Source organism: Porphyromonas sp. C0041D3, from assembly GCF_056590575.1.
In genome coordinates, this window is sequence record NZ_JBWPWJ010000003.1 from 24,855 (window position 1) to 39,771 (window position 14,917).

14 protein-coding genes are annotated in these 14,917 nt (G+C 58.2%); 12 read left to right on the forward strand and 2 right to left on the reverse strand.

Annotated elements, in window-relative coordinates:
• Window positions 1–34: 34 nt before the first annotated feature.
• Both AC1EKE_RS02630 and msrB read left to right on the forward strand, forming a co-directional pair.
• On the forward strand, window positions 35–649 hold the full coding sequence (locus AC1EKE_RS02630; RefSeq protein WP_480308040.1) for a lipocalin family protein: 615 nt from the start codon (window positions 35–37) through the stop codon (window positions 647–649).
• Window positions 630–1,742 (forward strand): peptide-methionine (R)-S-oxide reductase MsrB, encoded by a 1,113-nt coding sequence (gene msrB / locus AC1EKE_RS02635; protein ID WP_480308041.1) that lies wholly within the window; start codon window positions 630–632, stop codon window positions 1,740–1,742. Before AC1EKE_RS02630 ends, msrB begins: the two co-directional genes overlap by 20 nt.
• 105 nt (window positions 1,743–1,847) lie before the next feature.
• Here msrB and AC1EKE_RS02640 read toward each other — a convergent pair whose 3' ends face one another.
• Window positions 1,848–2,099 carry a hypothetical protein gene (locus tag AC1EKE_RS02640; protein WP_296164695.1) on the reverse strand — a complete coding sequence of 84 codons (252 nt, stop codon included), beginning with the start codon at window positions 2,097–2,099 and terminating at the stop codon, window positions 1,848–1,850.
• 283 nt (window positions 2,100–2,382) lie between these two features.
• Here AC1EKE_RS02640 and AC1EKE_RS02645 point away from each other — a divergent pair, with 283 nt between their 5' ends.
• Both AC1EKE_RS02645 and AC1EKE_RS02650 read left to right on the forward strand, forming a co-directional pair.
• Window positions 2,383–2,838 (forward strand): hypothetical protein, encoded by a 456-nt coding sequence (locus AC1EKE_RS02645; RefSeq protein ID WP_480308043.1) that lies wholly within the window; start codon window positions 2,383–2,385, stop codon window positions 2,836–2,838.
• A gap of 71 nt (window positions 2,839–2,909) precedes the next feature.
• Entirely contained in the window at window positions 2,910–3,614 is a 705-nt protein-coding gene (locus AC1EKE_RS02650; RefSeq protein WP_480308044.1) for a murein L,D-transpeptidase catalytic domain family protein, read from the forward strand.
• Window positions 3,615–3,828: 214 nt separating this feature from the next.
• Here the strand turns inward: AC1EKE_RS02650 and AC1EKE_RS02655 are convergent, their stop codons facing one another.
• Entirely contained in the window at window positions 3,829–4,860 is a 1,032-nt protein-coding gene (locus tag AC1EKE_RS02655) for a L,D-transpeptidase (protein WP_480308045.1), read from the reverse strand.
• 56 nt (window positions 4,861–4,916) lie between these two features.
• Between AC1EKE_RS02655 and AC1EKE_RS02660 the strand changes: the two genes are divergently transcribed.
• From AC1EKE_RS02660 to AC1EKE_RS02695, 8 genes are all read left to right on the forward strand, one after another.
• Window positions 4,917–5,474: an RNA methyltransferase gene (locus tag AC1EKE_RS02660; RefSeq protein WP_480308047.1), complete on the forward strand. Its 558-nt coding sequence runs from the start codon at window positions 4,917–4,919 to the stop codon at window positions 5,472–5,474.
• Window positions 5,471–6,157: a 2-C-methyl-D-erythritol 4-phosphate cytidylyltransferase gene (gene ispD / locus AC1EKE_RS02665; protein ID WP_480308048.1), complete on the forward strand. Its 687-nt coding sequence runs from the start codon at window positions 5,471–5,473 to the stop codon at window positions 6,155–6,157. Before AC1EKE_RS02660 ends, ispD begins: the two co-directional genes overlap by 4 nt.
• Window positions 6,158–6,220: 63 nt before the next feature.
• Complete coding sequence (locus tag AC1EKE_RS02670; protein WP_018107432.1) at window positions 6,221–6,448, forward strand: hypothetical protein; 228 nt, start codon at window positions 6,221–6,223, stop codon at window positions 6,446–6,448.
• A 4-nt stretch (window positions 6,449–6,452) separates the two neighbouring features.
• The gene (locus tag AC1EKE_RS02675; protein ID WP_480308049.1) at window positions 6,453–6,869 is read left to right on the forward strand and encodes a protein-export chaperone SecB; all 417 of its coding nucleotides are present in this window, start codon (window positions 6,453–6,455) and stop codon (window positions 6,867–6,869) included.
• A gap of 143 nt (window positions 6,870–7,012) precedes the next feature.
• Window positions 7,013–7,483: a hypothetical protein gene (locus AC1EKE_RS02680; RefSeq protein ID WP_297890712.1), complete on the forward strand. Its 471-nt coding sequence runs from the start codon at window positions 7,013–7,015 to the stop codon at window positions 7,481–7,483.
• Between the two features lie 11 nt (window positions 7,484–7,494).
• Complete coding sequence (recG, locus tag AC1EKE_RS02685; protein WP_480308050.1) at window positions 7,495–9,609, forward strand: ATP-dependent DNA helicase RecG; 2,115 nt, start codon at window positions 7,495–7,497, stop codon at window positions 9,607–9,609.
• Window positions 9,610–9,833: 224 nt separating this feature from the next.
• The gene (locus tag AC1EKE_RS02690; RefSeq protein WP_480308051.1) at window positions 9,834–13,388 is read left to right on the forward strand and encodes a SusC/RagA family TonB-linked outer membrane protein; all 3,555 of its coding nucleotides are present in this window, start codon (window positions 9,834–9,836) and stop codon (window positions 13,386–13,388) included.
• Window positions 13,389–13,418: 30 nt separating this feature from the next.
• A complete protein-coding gene (locus AC1EKE_RS02695) occupies window positions 13,419–14,903 on the forward strand; it encodes a RagB/SusD family nutrient uptake outer membrane protein (RefSeq protein WP_296158770.1) in 1,485 nt (494 codons plus the stop codon).
• Window positions 14,904–14,917 lie beyond the last annotated feature (14 nt).

Sequence of the window (14,917 nt, forward strand, 5' to 3'; positions counted from 1 at the left end):
ACAAGGATAAGATAACTATATCACCAATAGGACAATGAAAGCAAAGAATCTACTTATAGCCCTTACGGGCACCGCTGCCGCAGCCGGCGCTGCTGCTTACTACTACATCTGGAAAAAGATGGGGCTGCCCCGGGGAGCCTGGCCGGTGAGAGGCTTTGACCTGGAGCGCTATCTCGGCAAGTGGTACGAGATCGCCCGCCTCGACTCACGCTTCGAGAAAGATCTCGACAACACTACCGCCGAGTACTCCCTCAATGACGACGGCACCATCCGGGTCGTCAATAGTGGCTACGACTGCAAGAGGGAGCGCTGGAGCGACTCCATCGGCAGGGCTAAGCCGATCGAGGATCCTGACGTGGCGCGGCTGATGGTCTCCTTCTTCGGTCCCTTCTACAGCTCCTACAACGTCGTCGAGCTCGACCCGGACTATCGCTATGCGCTCGTCGTCGGCCGCAATACCGACTACGTATGGTTCCTCTCCCGCACCATGGAGATGCCGGAGGAGGTGAAGGAGCTCTTCGTCTCCAAGGCCAAGGCGCTCGGCTACGACACCGACCGGCTCGTCTGGGTCGAGCAGGGCACCCGCGAGCGTCCCGTGGAGCCGGAGGAAGATCCGGAGGACGAGGAGGATGAGGAGACGGACGACTGAGAGACTACTCCCCCTCCGGTCAGTGAGGACGTCAAGGCTCCTCACTGTCCCATTTCTCCTACTCTCCCTGCTGACCGGCAGCTGTCTATCAGCCCGAGGGAGCGGAGAGGAGGGGGCTATGACAGAGCAAGCGATGAGCGATAGCGTAAGAGAGATCTACCTCGCCGGCGGATGCTTCTGGGGGACGGAGCACTTCCTCCGCCAGATCCGCGGTGTGGTGGAGACGGAGGTGGGGTATGCCAATGGCGATACCCCAGACCCCACCTATGAGATCGTCTGTGGCGACAAGTCGGGATACGCCGAGACGGTTCGGGTGGTCTACGACCCGGAGGTGCTGTCGACGGCAAAGCTGTTGGAGACCTTCTTCCTCGCCATTGACCCGACGGCGGTCAATCGTCAGGGCAACGACCGCGGCACGCAGTACCGCACCGGTATCTACTACAGCGACCCCGCCGACGAGCCGGTGGTGACCTCTGCACTGGATCAGCTCCGCACGCAGTACAGCAAGCCGATAGCGGTGGAGGGGATGCCGCTCCGGAGCTTCTACCGCGCCGAGGAGTACCACCAGGATTACTTGGAGAAAAACCCCTCCGGCTACTGCCACATCTCCTCTGCCCTCTTCCGGAAAGCACGCGAGGCAAATCAGCCCCGCTTTAGCCGTAAGAGCAAGAAAGAGCTGCAGCAGAGCCTCACCGACCTGCAGTACGAGGTGACGCAGGAGGGCGGCACGGAGCGTGCCTTCAGCCACCCATACGACCGGGAGTTTAGGGAGGGGATCTACGTCGATGTCACCACGGGGGAGCCGCTCTTCCTCTCCTCAGACAAGTACGATAGCGGCTGCGGGTGGCCCGCCTTCAGCCGACCGATCAGCGACAGCCTCCTCGTGGAGCGGACTGACCTACGCTACGGCATGCGCCGCACGGAGGTGAGGAGCAAGCTGGGCGAGGCACACCTGGGACACGTCTTTGACGACGGTCCTCGCGAGCGTGGCGGTCTACGCTACTGCATCAATGGCGCTGCCCTCCGCTTCGTCCCCAAGGAGGAGATGGAGCGCGAGGGCTACGGCGACTACCTGCACCTACTCGAGAGATAGCCCACCCGGCGTATACCGATAGAGAGAGCCCCGCACTGACACTTGGTCCGTGCGGGGCTCTCCTTGTATTATGGTCGGCTATGTACCGACGACAGGGGGTGTTAATTACTTAACAGCCTGCTCTGCCTCCTTAGCAGTCTGAGCTGCAGCGAGACTGTCAGCCTTGTCAGCTGCCTCATCGACAACCTCCTTAGCCTGCTCAGCCTTCTGGTCAACCTGCTCCTTGAGGGCGTCAGCCTTCTGGTCGATCTGCTCCTTAGCCTGGTCGGCGTTCTGCTGGTTCTCAGTCTTGTTGCAAGAAGCAAGACCCATCATCATACATACAGCGGCAGCGCTGATAGCGATAATCTTCTTCATAATTCTAAATCTATCTTTTAAGTGTGTAAAATATTGCCTATACTCGGGGACAAAGTTACATCTAATTTTCAATTGAGCAAACACTTCCCCGAGAAAATCTCGCAATCCCTGTCTGGATCAGCCTTTCGAGCATCGCACGATAGGGTAAACAAGGGGGGCTAAAGGGTCCCTACCCCTCCATAGGGGGTATAGTGCCCGGCAACAAATGATAACACTCTACCGGGGAAGCCGATCAAACCTATGTCCCTACATCCCATCATAGTAGTATAAGAGAATCAGCATTATGAAACAGCTTATCACCTACATCAGAGTCCACATCCTCCTCCCGCTCCTTATTATAGGGGCTGTACCGACCGTCCTGCAGGCGCAGGATCTGAGCGGATCCACGTGGAGGTCCACCTTTGACCACACGGGGGCAAAGGGGTACATCTCCTATCACTTCACCTCGGCACAGGCAGGGTACTACGAGTACAGCGTGAAGTCGATCTTCAAGGACTACAAGGGTCGGGGAGACTTCACCTATCGTACCGATGATGGGCGACGCTACATCATCTCCGATGTAGAGCACCCCGATGATCCCGACTACAAGACTCAGGTGCAGATCAGCGGACAGCTACTGACTCTGTCGATGCCCCCTCGGGTGGAGCAGATGGTGGAGGGCTCCCCAGGATTTGTCCGGAAGATCCTGGACGAGTACCTCAGCGATATGCTGGCGCTACAGCGTCAAGTGACGCCATAAGTGAGAGTTAAGATAGATTAGCTCTCCGGGGAGTGATCCCGAGAGAAGAATGTGGTACCTTTGTCCCCGTGATGAAGAAGGGAGAGAAAACAATATCGGTACTGACTATGACCCTGCTGTGCGGAGCGCTGCTGTTCCTCATGGCAGGTTCGCCTCACGATAGCGAGGAGGAGAGTCAGGTCCCGACCGCCGACACCATACTGGTCGCACATACAGATAGCTGCCAGGTGATCTATGACCAGCTGGGGCTGAGTGCCTGGGTGGATGAGGCAGCATTTCGCAAGGCCTACGACGGCTACTGCCGGATCAAGGACCGGAAGAAGGAGATCCTCACACTGATCGACTTTACGAAGCCGTCCAATGAGGAGCGGCTCCTTGTGCTGGACATGGCGGAGGGGAAGCTCCTCTTCCACTCCCTCGTCGCCCATGGGCGTAATAGTGGCGACCTCTACGCCACCCGATTCTCCAATCGCCCCGAGAGCCATCAGAGCTCGCTGGGGCTCTACCTCACCGAGGGGACCTACACCGGCAAGAATGGCTACTCACTTCGGCTCAATGGGCTGGAGAAGGGAGTCAACGACAATGCCCTCGCCCGGGCGATCGTGATCCACGGTGCCGCCTACGCCGACCCATCGGTCTGCCGTGGCGGGCGACGACTGGGGCGCAGCTGGGGCTGCCCCGCCCTGCCACCGGCTCTCAATCGTCCGATCATCGACACCATCAAGGGTGGCAGCGTGCTCTACATCTACGGCGAGAGTCGCAATCAGCGCTCCTAACCGCCCTCGACCCCGCCTAAGGAAGCCACCCTACTCTATCTCAACACTATACGCCCACCCTTGACCAGCCCTGGGACAACTATAGGTGTGAGCGAATACTAATACCGGTAAAAGAATTCACTAATACCGGTAAAAGAAAACACTAATACCGATATTAGACGCGTCTAATATCGGTATTAGTGTATGCGCTCAGGCGGGAGCTTTTTTCCCCGTGTCACTCGATCACGACGACGAGCGAATTGCGGAGCGGTGCCCAGTCGTAGACAAACTTGGCGTGGCTAGAGGCATTGCGGACACACATATGGGAGCGCGGCGTGGTGCCGAGGCTGGGGCTCCACTCGCGTATCTTACCGTGAGGGTTATTGACCGGCACGCCATGGATATAGGCTCCGCAGCAGAAGCGACTGGCATAGGGTGCAAAGCCGGCAATCGTCGAGCTGCCGTCCCCGGTGTAGTACATCTTGGGCTTCTTCTCCTGCAGGAGGTAGATCCCCAGTGGCGTGGCACGCGCGTAGGGCGGTCGCTTACGGCCGGTGGTGGCAGGGTTGACACTCCTAACGAGCCACTGCCCGCGAGACTCGCGCTCCACGGTGAGGATATTCTGATTATTTCGGTCGACGAAGATGACGTGATCGAAGAAGACGCTGTCCGGTAGCAGCTCGAGATACTTCCGCTTCACCATATACTCTCCCTCATCGTGCCGGGCGAGGAAGATGTGGTAGAAGGAGCCGACAGAGTCAATGACGTGGACGAGGGAGCCGTCCTGAGTATAACGGACCGGCTGGAGCGTGTCACTCAGCTCGTAGAGTGCTGCCGACTGATAGCGCTCGACCCCATACTTGTCGGTCACGTGCTTGTACTCGTTGCGGTGAAAGTCCTTGATCGTCGGTGACTCACCATTCTTATTCTGACGATTGGCGACCACCGCCCAGCGGTTCGCCTCCTCGTAGAGGCTCTCGATGTAGGCGAGTCGCTCCCGTACCTGATCATACTGCACCACACGGAAGGTATCCCGGTAGTCGTAGACGGAGTCGAGGTGGTACTCCTCGAAGAGAAGCTCCTCCCGCAGGCTTATGTCTGCCGCCGTGAGGGGCTGCTGCTCCTCCGGCTCCGGAGCAGAGATGATGCTGTCTGTGATCGGCACGCTATCGGTCACCGTCTCAGCACTCATTCCACCCCTTCCACACGAGAGGAGGAGCAGCAGCAGGAGCGACAGAGAGGGCAGAGTAAGGGGTCGTCTATTCATTTTTATGGATGATACGATTGGGAATGGTGAGACAAGATAATCAAAATCCATCGTCTATGGGTACCTTTGTCCTGACTATGGGACAGAAACTGACTATGGAGGAGATGGGAAGGCTCTCGCCGGAGGAGTACTCCGCAGCGCCTAAGTGCCCCATCCTCGTAATACTGGACAACGTGCGGAGTCTGCTCAATGTGGGGGCGGTCTTCAGGACCGCTGATGCGCTGAGGCTGCGGGGGATCATCCTCTGTGGCATCACCGGTCGGCCAGGTCACGCCGACCTGCACAAGAGCGCCCTCGGCGCGGAGGAGACGGTCGACTGGAGCTACTGCTCCGACACCCTCGAAGCGGTGCGACAGGCACGCGAGGAGGGCTACCTGATCCTCTCCGTGGAGCAGGCGCACGACAGCATCTTGCTCCCTGATGTGGCAAAGGTGATCGATACCGACCGCCCCACCGCCCTCATCCTCGGGCATGAGGTCCACGGCGTGCAGCAGGCGGTAGTCGATGCCTCGGATCACTGCATCGAGATCCCGCAGTACGGCACCAAGCACTCGCTCAATGTCTCTGTCGCTGCCGGCATCGTCCTCTACACCATATCACAGCTCTACCGATGAGACGCACAGCCCTTATCATCGTCGCCGCCGGTCGGGGGGTCCGCATGGGTGCCCCGCTGCCCAAGCAGTACCTCCCTCTGGAGGGGCGACCGATCCTCGCCCATACGGTGCACGCCGCATCCGCCCTCCTCACCCCGGGCGATCAGCTGATCTTGGTGATCCCTCCCGATGACGACGAGAGGGTCCGTACGCTACTGGAGGAGTACTGCCCGGACGTCTCCCTGACGCTGGTGCATGGCGGTACGACACGTGGGGAGAGTGTGCTCCACGGGCTGAGAGAGGTGTCGAAGGAGATCGAGCTGGTGGCGATCCACGACGGGGTACGTCCGATCCTCAGGCGGGAGATGTGGGACCGGCTACTCGCTGCGATGGAGGGCACCGAGGCAGCCATCCCGGTGACTCACCCCACGGACAGCCTCCGGATGATCACGCCGGACGGGGGCAGCACCGTCCTCGACCGAAGCCTCGTCCGCTGCGTGCAGACACCGCAGTTCTTCACTCGCGAGGCGATCCTCTCCGCCTACGAGGCGGAGGGCGACACGGCCCAGACGGATGATGCCGGGCTCTACAGCCTCCACACCGGGCGCAGTCCGCTCCTCGTCGAGGGTGACCCGGACAACCTCAAGATCACCACCCCCCGCGACCTCGCCCTCGCCTCCCTGATCCTTCGAGACGAGCTATAGCCTCTTATTGATTTTGTGACTATATTTGCTGATAGTAGGTAACACCATCAATGCCTGTGAACTATGGGACATGTATTCGAAAGCCTGAAGGAGTATCTCAAGACAGCCTCCGAGAAAGAACTGCAAGAGGACTGGAGTGCGCTGGACCACCTCAATGAGGTGGGGACAGATGCCCTTGCATATGCCAATCAGATCCGGCTGACACAGGGTCTCGACCTAAGCGAACCGGATCGTCAAGAGGAAAAGGGACACTCTTTTTCCTCCAACGACATGAATTACTTAGCAGCATAAAGCAATGGCAGGACAAGGCAAGGCCGCAACATTCACACTCAAGTCGTATCGGTTTCTCCAAGTCTCAATGGACATGGAGACTCAGGAGGCTGCGACATTGAGCGTCTCTTTTGACCCCTGTGGAGAATACTCCAAATCCACCGGTGAGTACAAGTTGCGACTGATTACAAGAGTTTCATCGGAGGAAAAAGAATTTATCTCCACAACACTCCAAGTGGTATTTGGATTTATTGAGCCCATAGAGTTATCCGAGATACCGGGCTACTTTTATCCCAATTGTATGGCAATCGTATTCCCCTACGTCCGGTCATTCCTAAGCACATTGTCTCTTCAGGCTAACGTTCCACCAATCATCCTTCCGATCATTAATTTCTCTGACCTTCAGGGAATCCTCAAGCGCAACACCAAAGAGGTGGAGTAAGTCGTCTACGGACTAAGATGACACCTATATACCAGACTCTGGAGGACAGAGGGAATAGAGAAGAGGTTGCTATCCACGGGCCCTACTTATGCCGATCTGTGGGCGATAACGGGGAGAAGAAGAGTGGAACCAGAGAGCCATGGATGGGCGAGGGGTACTACTTCTGGGATACGCGTATAGAGGATGCTAAGTGGTGGGGCGATGAGATCTATGGGGACTCTCGATACATCATAGGCAGGACAAGCTTTGACGAGCAGTCAGAGCTACTCTTTGATACAGTGGGGCGTATGGCTGACCTAGACGACTTCCTTAAGTGCATTCGCCTGCTCCGTGACACCTTTCACCCCGATAGATTGACTATCCCTTTTGTCATAGCGTTCTTGAGGAGAGCAACAGACTTCCCATACAAGGCGATCAGAATGTGCCCCAGCCCGAGGAGATCTTCTCCCAATCCAGATGAAGCCATAGAGTACCCGGGAGAAAAAGCAACGCTGCTCATACTAAGGAGGGTCCAGATCTGCTTTTTTGACAAAACACTCCTCACAGAGCCTTTCGTCATAGTCTACCCGGATGAGACCAATCTATCCGGTAATACAAGCGACGAGAAGATGTAGTCTTAACCCCTATGGCGCGACCCGGAGACGGCACCTTGCTCGGCAGCGACCTCACCTACCTGACCGGGGTCGGGGAGCGGCGCGCCCACCTGCTGTCTAGCGAGCTATCCCTCCGGACACTAGAGGACCTAATCCTCTACTTCCCCTACAAGTACCTCGACCGGACGCAGATCTACCCCATCAGCCAGCTCTCCACCGGGCTGGCATACGTTCAGCTGAGAGGGCGCATCGTCAGCCTTGAGGAGGAGGGGCAGGGACACCGCAAGCGACTGAGGGGCTACTTCAGCGACGGCACCGGGATGGTGGAGCTGGTATGGTTCAATAGCATCTCCTACTGGACCCGCACCCTTCGTCAGGACACGGACTACATCCTCTTCGGTCAGCCCAAGGTCTACAAGGGAGTGATCAGCATCACCCACCCCGACATCGAGGTGGCGAGCAAGGCGGGGGAGAGCGTTGGGAGCTTTTTCCCCCTCTACCACACGTCAGACCGGATGAAGCGCTCCGGGCTCGACAGCAAGGCGCTCTCGAGTGCCGTCCGAAGGGCATTTGACCGGGTGCAGGGGCAGATCCCCGAGACCTTCCCCGACTACTTCCTCAGCCGGTATGGGCTGATGCCGAGGGCTCAGGCGCTCTACGCCATGCACTTCCCCACCGACCCGGCACAGCTGGAGGCGGCACAGCGGCGGCTCAAGCTGGAGGAGCTCTTCTACCTCCGCCTCCGGATGCGTCTGATCCACGCTGAGCGGCAGGCAGAGAGTGGCGGCTTCATCCTCGGACCCCTGGGGGACCACTTCATGACCTTTTATGAGCAAGGGCTCACCTTTGAGCTCACGGGGGCGCAGAAGCGCGTCCTCAGGGAGATCCGCGAGGACGTCACCTCGGGGCATCAGATGAACCGCCTCCTACAGGGCGATGTGGGCTCAGGGAAGACGGTCGTGGCGCTCCTCGCGATGCTCCAAGCGGTGGACAGCGGCATGCAGGCCTGCATGATGGCGCCGACGGAGATCCTCGCACAGCAGCACTACAATACCCTCACAAGGATGCTCCGGGGACAGAAGACCTCCGTCGCCCTCCTCACCGGGTCGATGCGGAAGCGGGAGAAGGAGCGGATCACCGCCCGCGTGGAGGCGGGCGAGGTGGACATCCTCGTCGGCACCCACATCCTGATCGAGGACTACGTCCACTTCCACGCCCTCGGCATGGCGGTGATCGATGAGCAGCACCGCTTCGGTGTCTATCAGAGGAGCCGGCTCTGGGAGAAAAACCCCGCCCTTCACCCCCACATCCTCATCATGAGCGCCACACCGATCCCCCGCACGCTCGCCATGACGATGTACGGCGACCTTGATGTCTCCGTCCTCGATGAGCTCCCCCCGGGGCGCACGCCCATAAAGACCAGCTTTGCCCTCGAGAAGGACGTGGTGGAGGTGCGGAAGTTCCTCCATATGCAGCTCCGCGAGGGTCGGCAGGTCTACATCGTCTATCCGCTCATCGAGGAGAGCGAGAAGAGCGACCTGAAGTCGCTTGAGGAGGGGTACGATGAGACGAGAAGCATCTTCCCCTCCTATCAAGTGGGGATGGTGCATGGGAAGATGAAGGCAGCGGACAAGGAGGAGGAGATGCGGAAGTTTGCCGCCGGCGAGACGCAGATCCTCGTTGCCACGACGGTGATTGAAGTGGGTGTGGATGTGCCCAATGCCACCGTGATGGTGATCACGGCGGCGGAGCGATTCGGTCTCTCGCAGCTGCACCAGCTCCGCGGGCGTGTCGGGCGGGGCGATAAGCAGAGCTACTGCATCCTCCGTGTGGGACCTAAGGCGGGCGCCACCTCGATGAAGCGGATCCAGGTGATGTGCGACAGCACGGACGGCTTCTACATTGCCGAGCAGGATATGGCTCTGAGGGGCTATGGCGAGCTGGAGGGGACGCAGCAGAGCGGTACGGTGATGAACCTCCGTGTGGCGGATCTCAGCCGAGATGTGACCACCGTCACCTTCGCCGCCCGGCTGGTCGACTGGCTCCTCAAGGACGACCCCACGCTCTCCAAGGAGATCAACGCGCCCATCCGCACCACCCTCGCTGAGCTGATGACCGACGCCCCCGACTGGGGCCAGATCAGCTGACCCTCCACTCACGTCTCTGAGGTCTTTTCTCAGGACCTCATATGGGCCGTCATTGGATAAAATTTTCCAAAACCAGAAGTGAATTTGAAATAAATTCATATCTTTGTCAAAAGATGAGGCGGGGACTACACTTCGACTCCTTCTTATCATTTAGCCCCCACCACTGCCACAATTAGGGGGGGCGCTTTACCCGAATACTTTTCATCAAAACTATCGGTAGCATTATGGACACCACTATCCGACGCATTACCGCCATTGCCGCCTTACTCATAGGTCTGTGCCTGCAAGCCTTCGCCCAGTCACCGGAGGCTGTGACGCTCGACCTGAGTCAGGCGACCCTGCAGGAGGCCCTTGACCGGGTGCAAAAGCAGACAGGCGTGACTATTACCTTCTCTCCGCAGAGCCTCTCCAAGGAAGCGAGCCGGAAGGTCTCACTTAAGGTGAGTAACGTATCTCTCAAGGCAGCCATGGACCGCCTCCTCGAGGGGACCGGGATGACCTACACCATCACCGGCAAGCAGGTGGTGATCACAAAGTCCGGACCGGTCAAGGGAGGTCCGGTCACCATCCACGGTACTGTGGTGGATGAGGAGGGAGAGCCTCTCCCCGGTGTCACGATCCGGCTGAAGGGGAGCAACAGAGGCACGACCGCCAATGTCGATGGCTCCTACAAGCTCGATGTGCCCAATATCAAGACCGCCGTCCTCGTCTTCTCCCTCATCGGCATGAAGACGGAGGAGGTAAAGCCCTCGAGTGCTACCGTCAATATGACCCTCCGCGAGGCAGCTGAGCTGCTGGGCGAGGTGCTGGTGGAGAGTACCGGATACCAAGATACGGAGAAGCGCCTCTCCACCTCCTCCGTCGTCACCATCGACGCCTCTGACGTGCTGACGGCTGATGCCGGCTCCGTCGATCAGATGCTCTCCGGTAAGATCCCGGGACTGACCGTCCTCGGTGATGTCTCCACGCCGGGTGCCGCGGCCAAGATCCGCGTGCGTGGTGTCTCCACACTCTCCGGCAGTCGCGACCCGCTCTGGGTGGTCGATGGTATCATCCTCGACGACCCGGTACCGCTATCGGCTGAGGAGATCAACTCGCTCGATAATGTCAATCTCATCGGTAACGCCATCTCGGGACTTAACCCGATGGACATCGAGAAGATCGATGTGCTGAAGGATGCCGCCGCCACCGCAATCTACGGTGTGCGCGCTGCCAATGGCGTCATCGTCGTCACGACGAAGAAGGGCTCAGGCGGGCGCTTTGCTGTCAACTATAGCGGCTCCGTCACCTACAATCAGCGACCCAACTACGGACAGATGGCGCTGATGAACTCCAAGGAGCGCATCGAGGTCTCCAAGGAGATCGAGGAGCGGGGCCTTCCCTTCCGATTCCAGGTCTCACGCGTAGGCTACGAGGGACTGCTGATGGACCTCTACGACAGGAAGCTGACGGAGGACCAGTTCCTCCAGGGTGTGAAGACACTGGAGGAGAATAACACCGACTGGTTTGACCTCCTCTTCCGTGACACCGCCTCTCAGCGGCACAACCTCAGCCTCAGCGGTGGCAACGACAAGGCGACCTACTACGCCTCCGGAAGCGTTGCCCTCCAGCCCGACCTCGTGAAGGGGAAAGGGGTGAATAACTACAATGGGATGCTGAAGATCAACTTCCGTCCCTCCAAGCAGGTGACCGCTCAGGTGCAATTCCGCGTCAATGGCAGCGATAAGAACTACACCTACATGAGCGTCTCGCCCTACACCTACGCCCTCCGCACCTCCCGCGCCATCGCCGCCTATGACGACGCCGGGGAGCGACTCTTCTACAATAACTCTATGGGTTTCCAGGAGGAGCTTCGCTTCAACATGATGCACGAGATGGAGCACACCGGCAATACGGTGAAGGGGAATGGCTACAATGCCATTGCCTTCCTCGAGTACCGCCCCATCCTCGACCTGAAGCTCAATACCACCTTTGGTCTCAATATGAGCAATACGCAGAGTGAGTCGTGGTTTGACGAGCAGTCCTACGAGGCGGCAAAGATGCGCCGGCTCAATTACGGCACCCCGCTACCCGATGGTACTAACTTCCGTGAGAAAATCTGCTCGCTGCCCTACGGTGGTATGATGAGCACCAATAATATGCGCAACCTCAGCTGGCAGTGGCGTGCGCAGCTGATCTACAACCTCCGCCGCGGACCGCACGTCCTCTCGATCAATACCGGTCCCGAGCTCCGCTCCGTGCACTACACCGGTATCTCCTCCAAGGAGTACGGCTACCTGCCGGAGCGCGGCCAGACTTTTATGTACATAGACCCGACAGTCTGGCTCGCCTACAAGAAGATGGCAGAGTACTCGAGAGACCGGATGACCAACACCCTCTCCAACTTCGTCTCCCTCTTTGCCAACCTCACCTACACCTACGACAGGCGCTACATCGCCACCTTCAACGTCCGCGCTGAGGGGTCCAATAAGTTTGGGCAAGACCCCAAGGCCCGCTTCCTCCCGATCTGGTCGCTCTCCGCACGCTGGAACGCCCACGAGGAGGACTTCCTGAAGGATGTCAGCTGGCTCAATCTCCTTAGCTTCAAGGGCTCCTATGGCATCCAGGGTAATGTCTCCGACGACCAGACTCCGAGCCTGATTATGCGATTCGGAGAGTATGAGAGCCTGAGCGGGCAATTCCAGAGCCACGTCTCCAAGCTCCCCAACCCCAACCTCCGTTGGGAGAAGAATACATCGTGGAATGCCGGCTTCGAGACCGCCCTCTTCGACAACCGACTGACCTTCTCCGTCGACTACTACCAGCGTATCGGTACCGACCAGCTGATCAATAAGGTGGTTTCTCATACCCTCGGACGTACCAATATCCAACTCAATGCCGGTACGCTCGTCAATAAGGGACTCGATTTCATGGCCACGGTGACCCCGATCCGCACGAAGGACTGGACCTGGACCCTCAATGTCAATGGCTCCCACAATGAGAATATCGTCACCGACGGCGGCATCAATACCGACTACACCTACCTCCAGCTCCTCAATGGTAGCGTGATCCGGAATGGCGAGTCGGTCAACACCTTCTACTCCTACCGCTTCAAGGGGCTGACAGAGAAGGGCCTGCCTGACTTCTACGGCATCGAGCCGCCCAAGGAGGGCGAGACGAGAGAGGACTTCTTTGCCCGCGCCTTCGTCAACTCCGGCTCCCGCATCCCGATCGCGCAAGGAGGTATGGGGACCTCACTGAGGTGGAAGGATCTGACGCTTAATCTCTTCTTTAGTTACAGCGTCGGCAATAAGGTCCGTCTGAATGACCTCTACAACGACGGTGGTCAGACCACACCGAAGCCTCAGGAGAACCTCTCCTCAGAGCTGGTGGATCGCTGGCGCCAGCCGGGCGATGAGACGAAGACGAATATCCCCGCCATCTCATCAAATCCTCTGGATGATGTAAAGTCCGGCACGACTGGGCTGACCGGCGAGGAGAGCCTATATAAGTACGAGTTTGCCCAAAATCGCTGGCAGATGTACAATAAGAGCGACCTCCGCGTCGTCAGCGGATCACACATACGCCTCCGCTCCGCATCGCTCGTCTACCGCTTCCGTCCTGAGCTGCTGGAGAAGACCGGCTTCGTCCGCTCTGCCAATGTGAGACTGGAGGGCTACAACCTCCTCCTCTTCGCCTCCAAGGACCTCCACGGGCAGGATCCGTCTCAGGTCACCCTTGGATCTCGTACGACCCCTCCGTTGCCCTCCTTCGCCGTGACGGTCAACCTGGGATTCTAATCGCTCACTACAGAACGGACACTTCATATTATGAAACAATATACTACCACCACAGCAGTCATTGCACTCTTGGCGACCTTGATGCTCTCGGGATGCAAGGGGTTCCTGGACGAATTCTCGCAGGACACCATCGTCCCGACGACCACCAAGGACTACTCTGAGATCCTCTACGGGGATGCGTACTTCAAGGAGGTTGCCCTCCCCTACAGATACCTCGACCTCCTCACCGACGATGTGGTGACTATGGTGAATGCCAACTCTACCCAGGGGGACGATCAGCGCCGCACCGGTTATGGATACTATACCTGGCAGGAAAATCCGGAGCTCTCCCCCACGAATGTGCTCAATACTGACCTCACCTGGCTGACGCTCTACCAGCATATACTCTCAGCCAATATCATCCTCGATGCCCTTGATGATATGGAGGGGACTATGGAGGAGAAAGCACAGCTCGAGGGCGAGGCTCATGCGATACGACTCTTTGCCTACTTTATGCTGACCAATATCTATGGTGAGCCATATGATCCCGCCACAGCCTCGACCGCGGTAGGTGTACCTCTCAACTACCACCACTATGCCGAGGACGTAAGCTTCCCCCGCGCCACCGTGGCGGAGGACTATGCCGAGATGGAGAAGGACATACAGGGCGCTCATGAGGCCTTTGCCAAGGTCGGTGACGAGCGAAATGTATTCCGCTGGAATCACGCCGCCACCGCCGTACTTGCCTCTCGCGTCTATCTCCATATGCAGAAGTGGGACAAGGTGATAGAGTATGCCGACCTAGCTCTCTCACTCAATGGCGCACTCAGGGATCTCAATACACTCCCTGCGCCGGGCAGTGACGAGGCGAAAAACTTTATCTGCAAGGACAATAAGGAGATCAATTACTCCTATGGCTTCGGGATCATCTCGGAGCTAAGCAACGTCCATCCCTACTACTTTGGTCCCTCAGACGACCTTATGTCTTCTTTCGGCAAGGGAGACCTCCGGTACAATGGAGAGAATGGCTACTTCATCAATACCACTAAGGAGAATGTGGGTGGATGGCTTTTCCCCAAGTGGGTGACCACGATCAAGATCGTCAAGACCGATATGAGTGAAATCACCGGCACCTATGGCTTTGCCATCCGCTCCGCCGAGGCGTACCTCAATCGCGCCGAGGCCTACGCCATGAAGGGTGACCTCTCACGCGCCATGAAGGACCTGAATACCCTACGCCGTGCTCGCGTCACTCCCGAGTACGCTGTATTAGAGACTCCCGGGACACAGGAGGAGGTGATCCGCCTCATCTGGCAGGAGCGCCGCAGGGAGTTCTGCTTTGAGCAGCTCCGCTGGTTTGACCTCCGTCGCCAAGGGATGCCGGAGTTGCACCATACCTACATCACCGGTACAGATAAGGAGACAGGGACCGAGGAGTACACCCTCCCCGCCAAGTCCCCTAAGTACGTCCTCCCTGTGCCGCACACCGTCCGTATCTCTGATGCCGTCCTCGGCGGAGGGAAAGCGACGAAGTAATCCTCACTATAGAG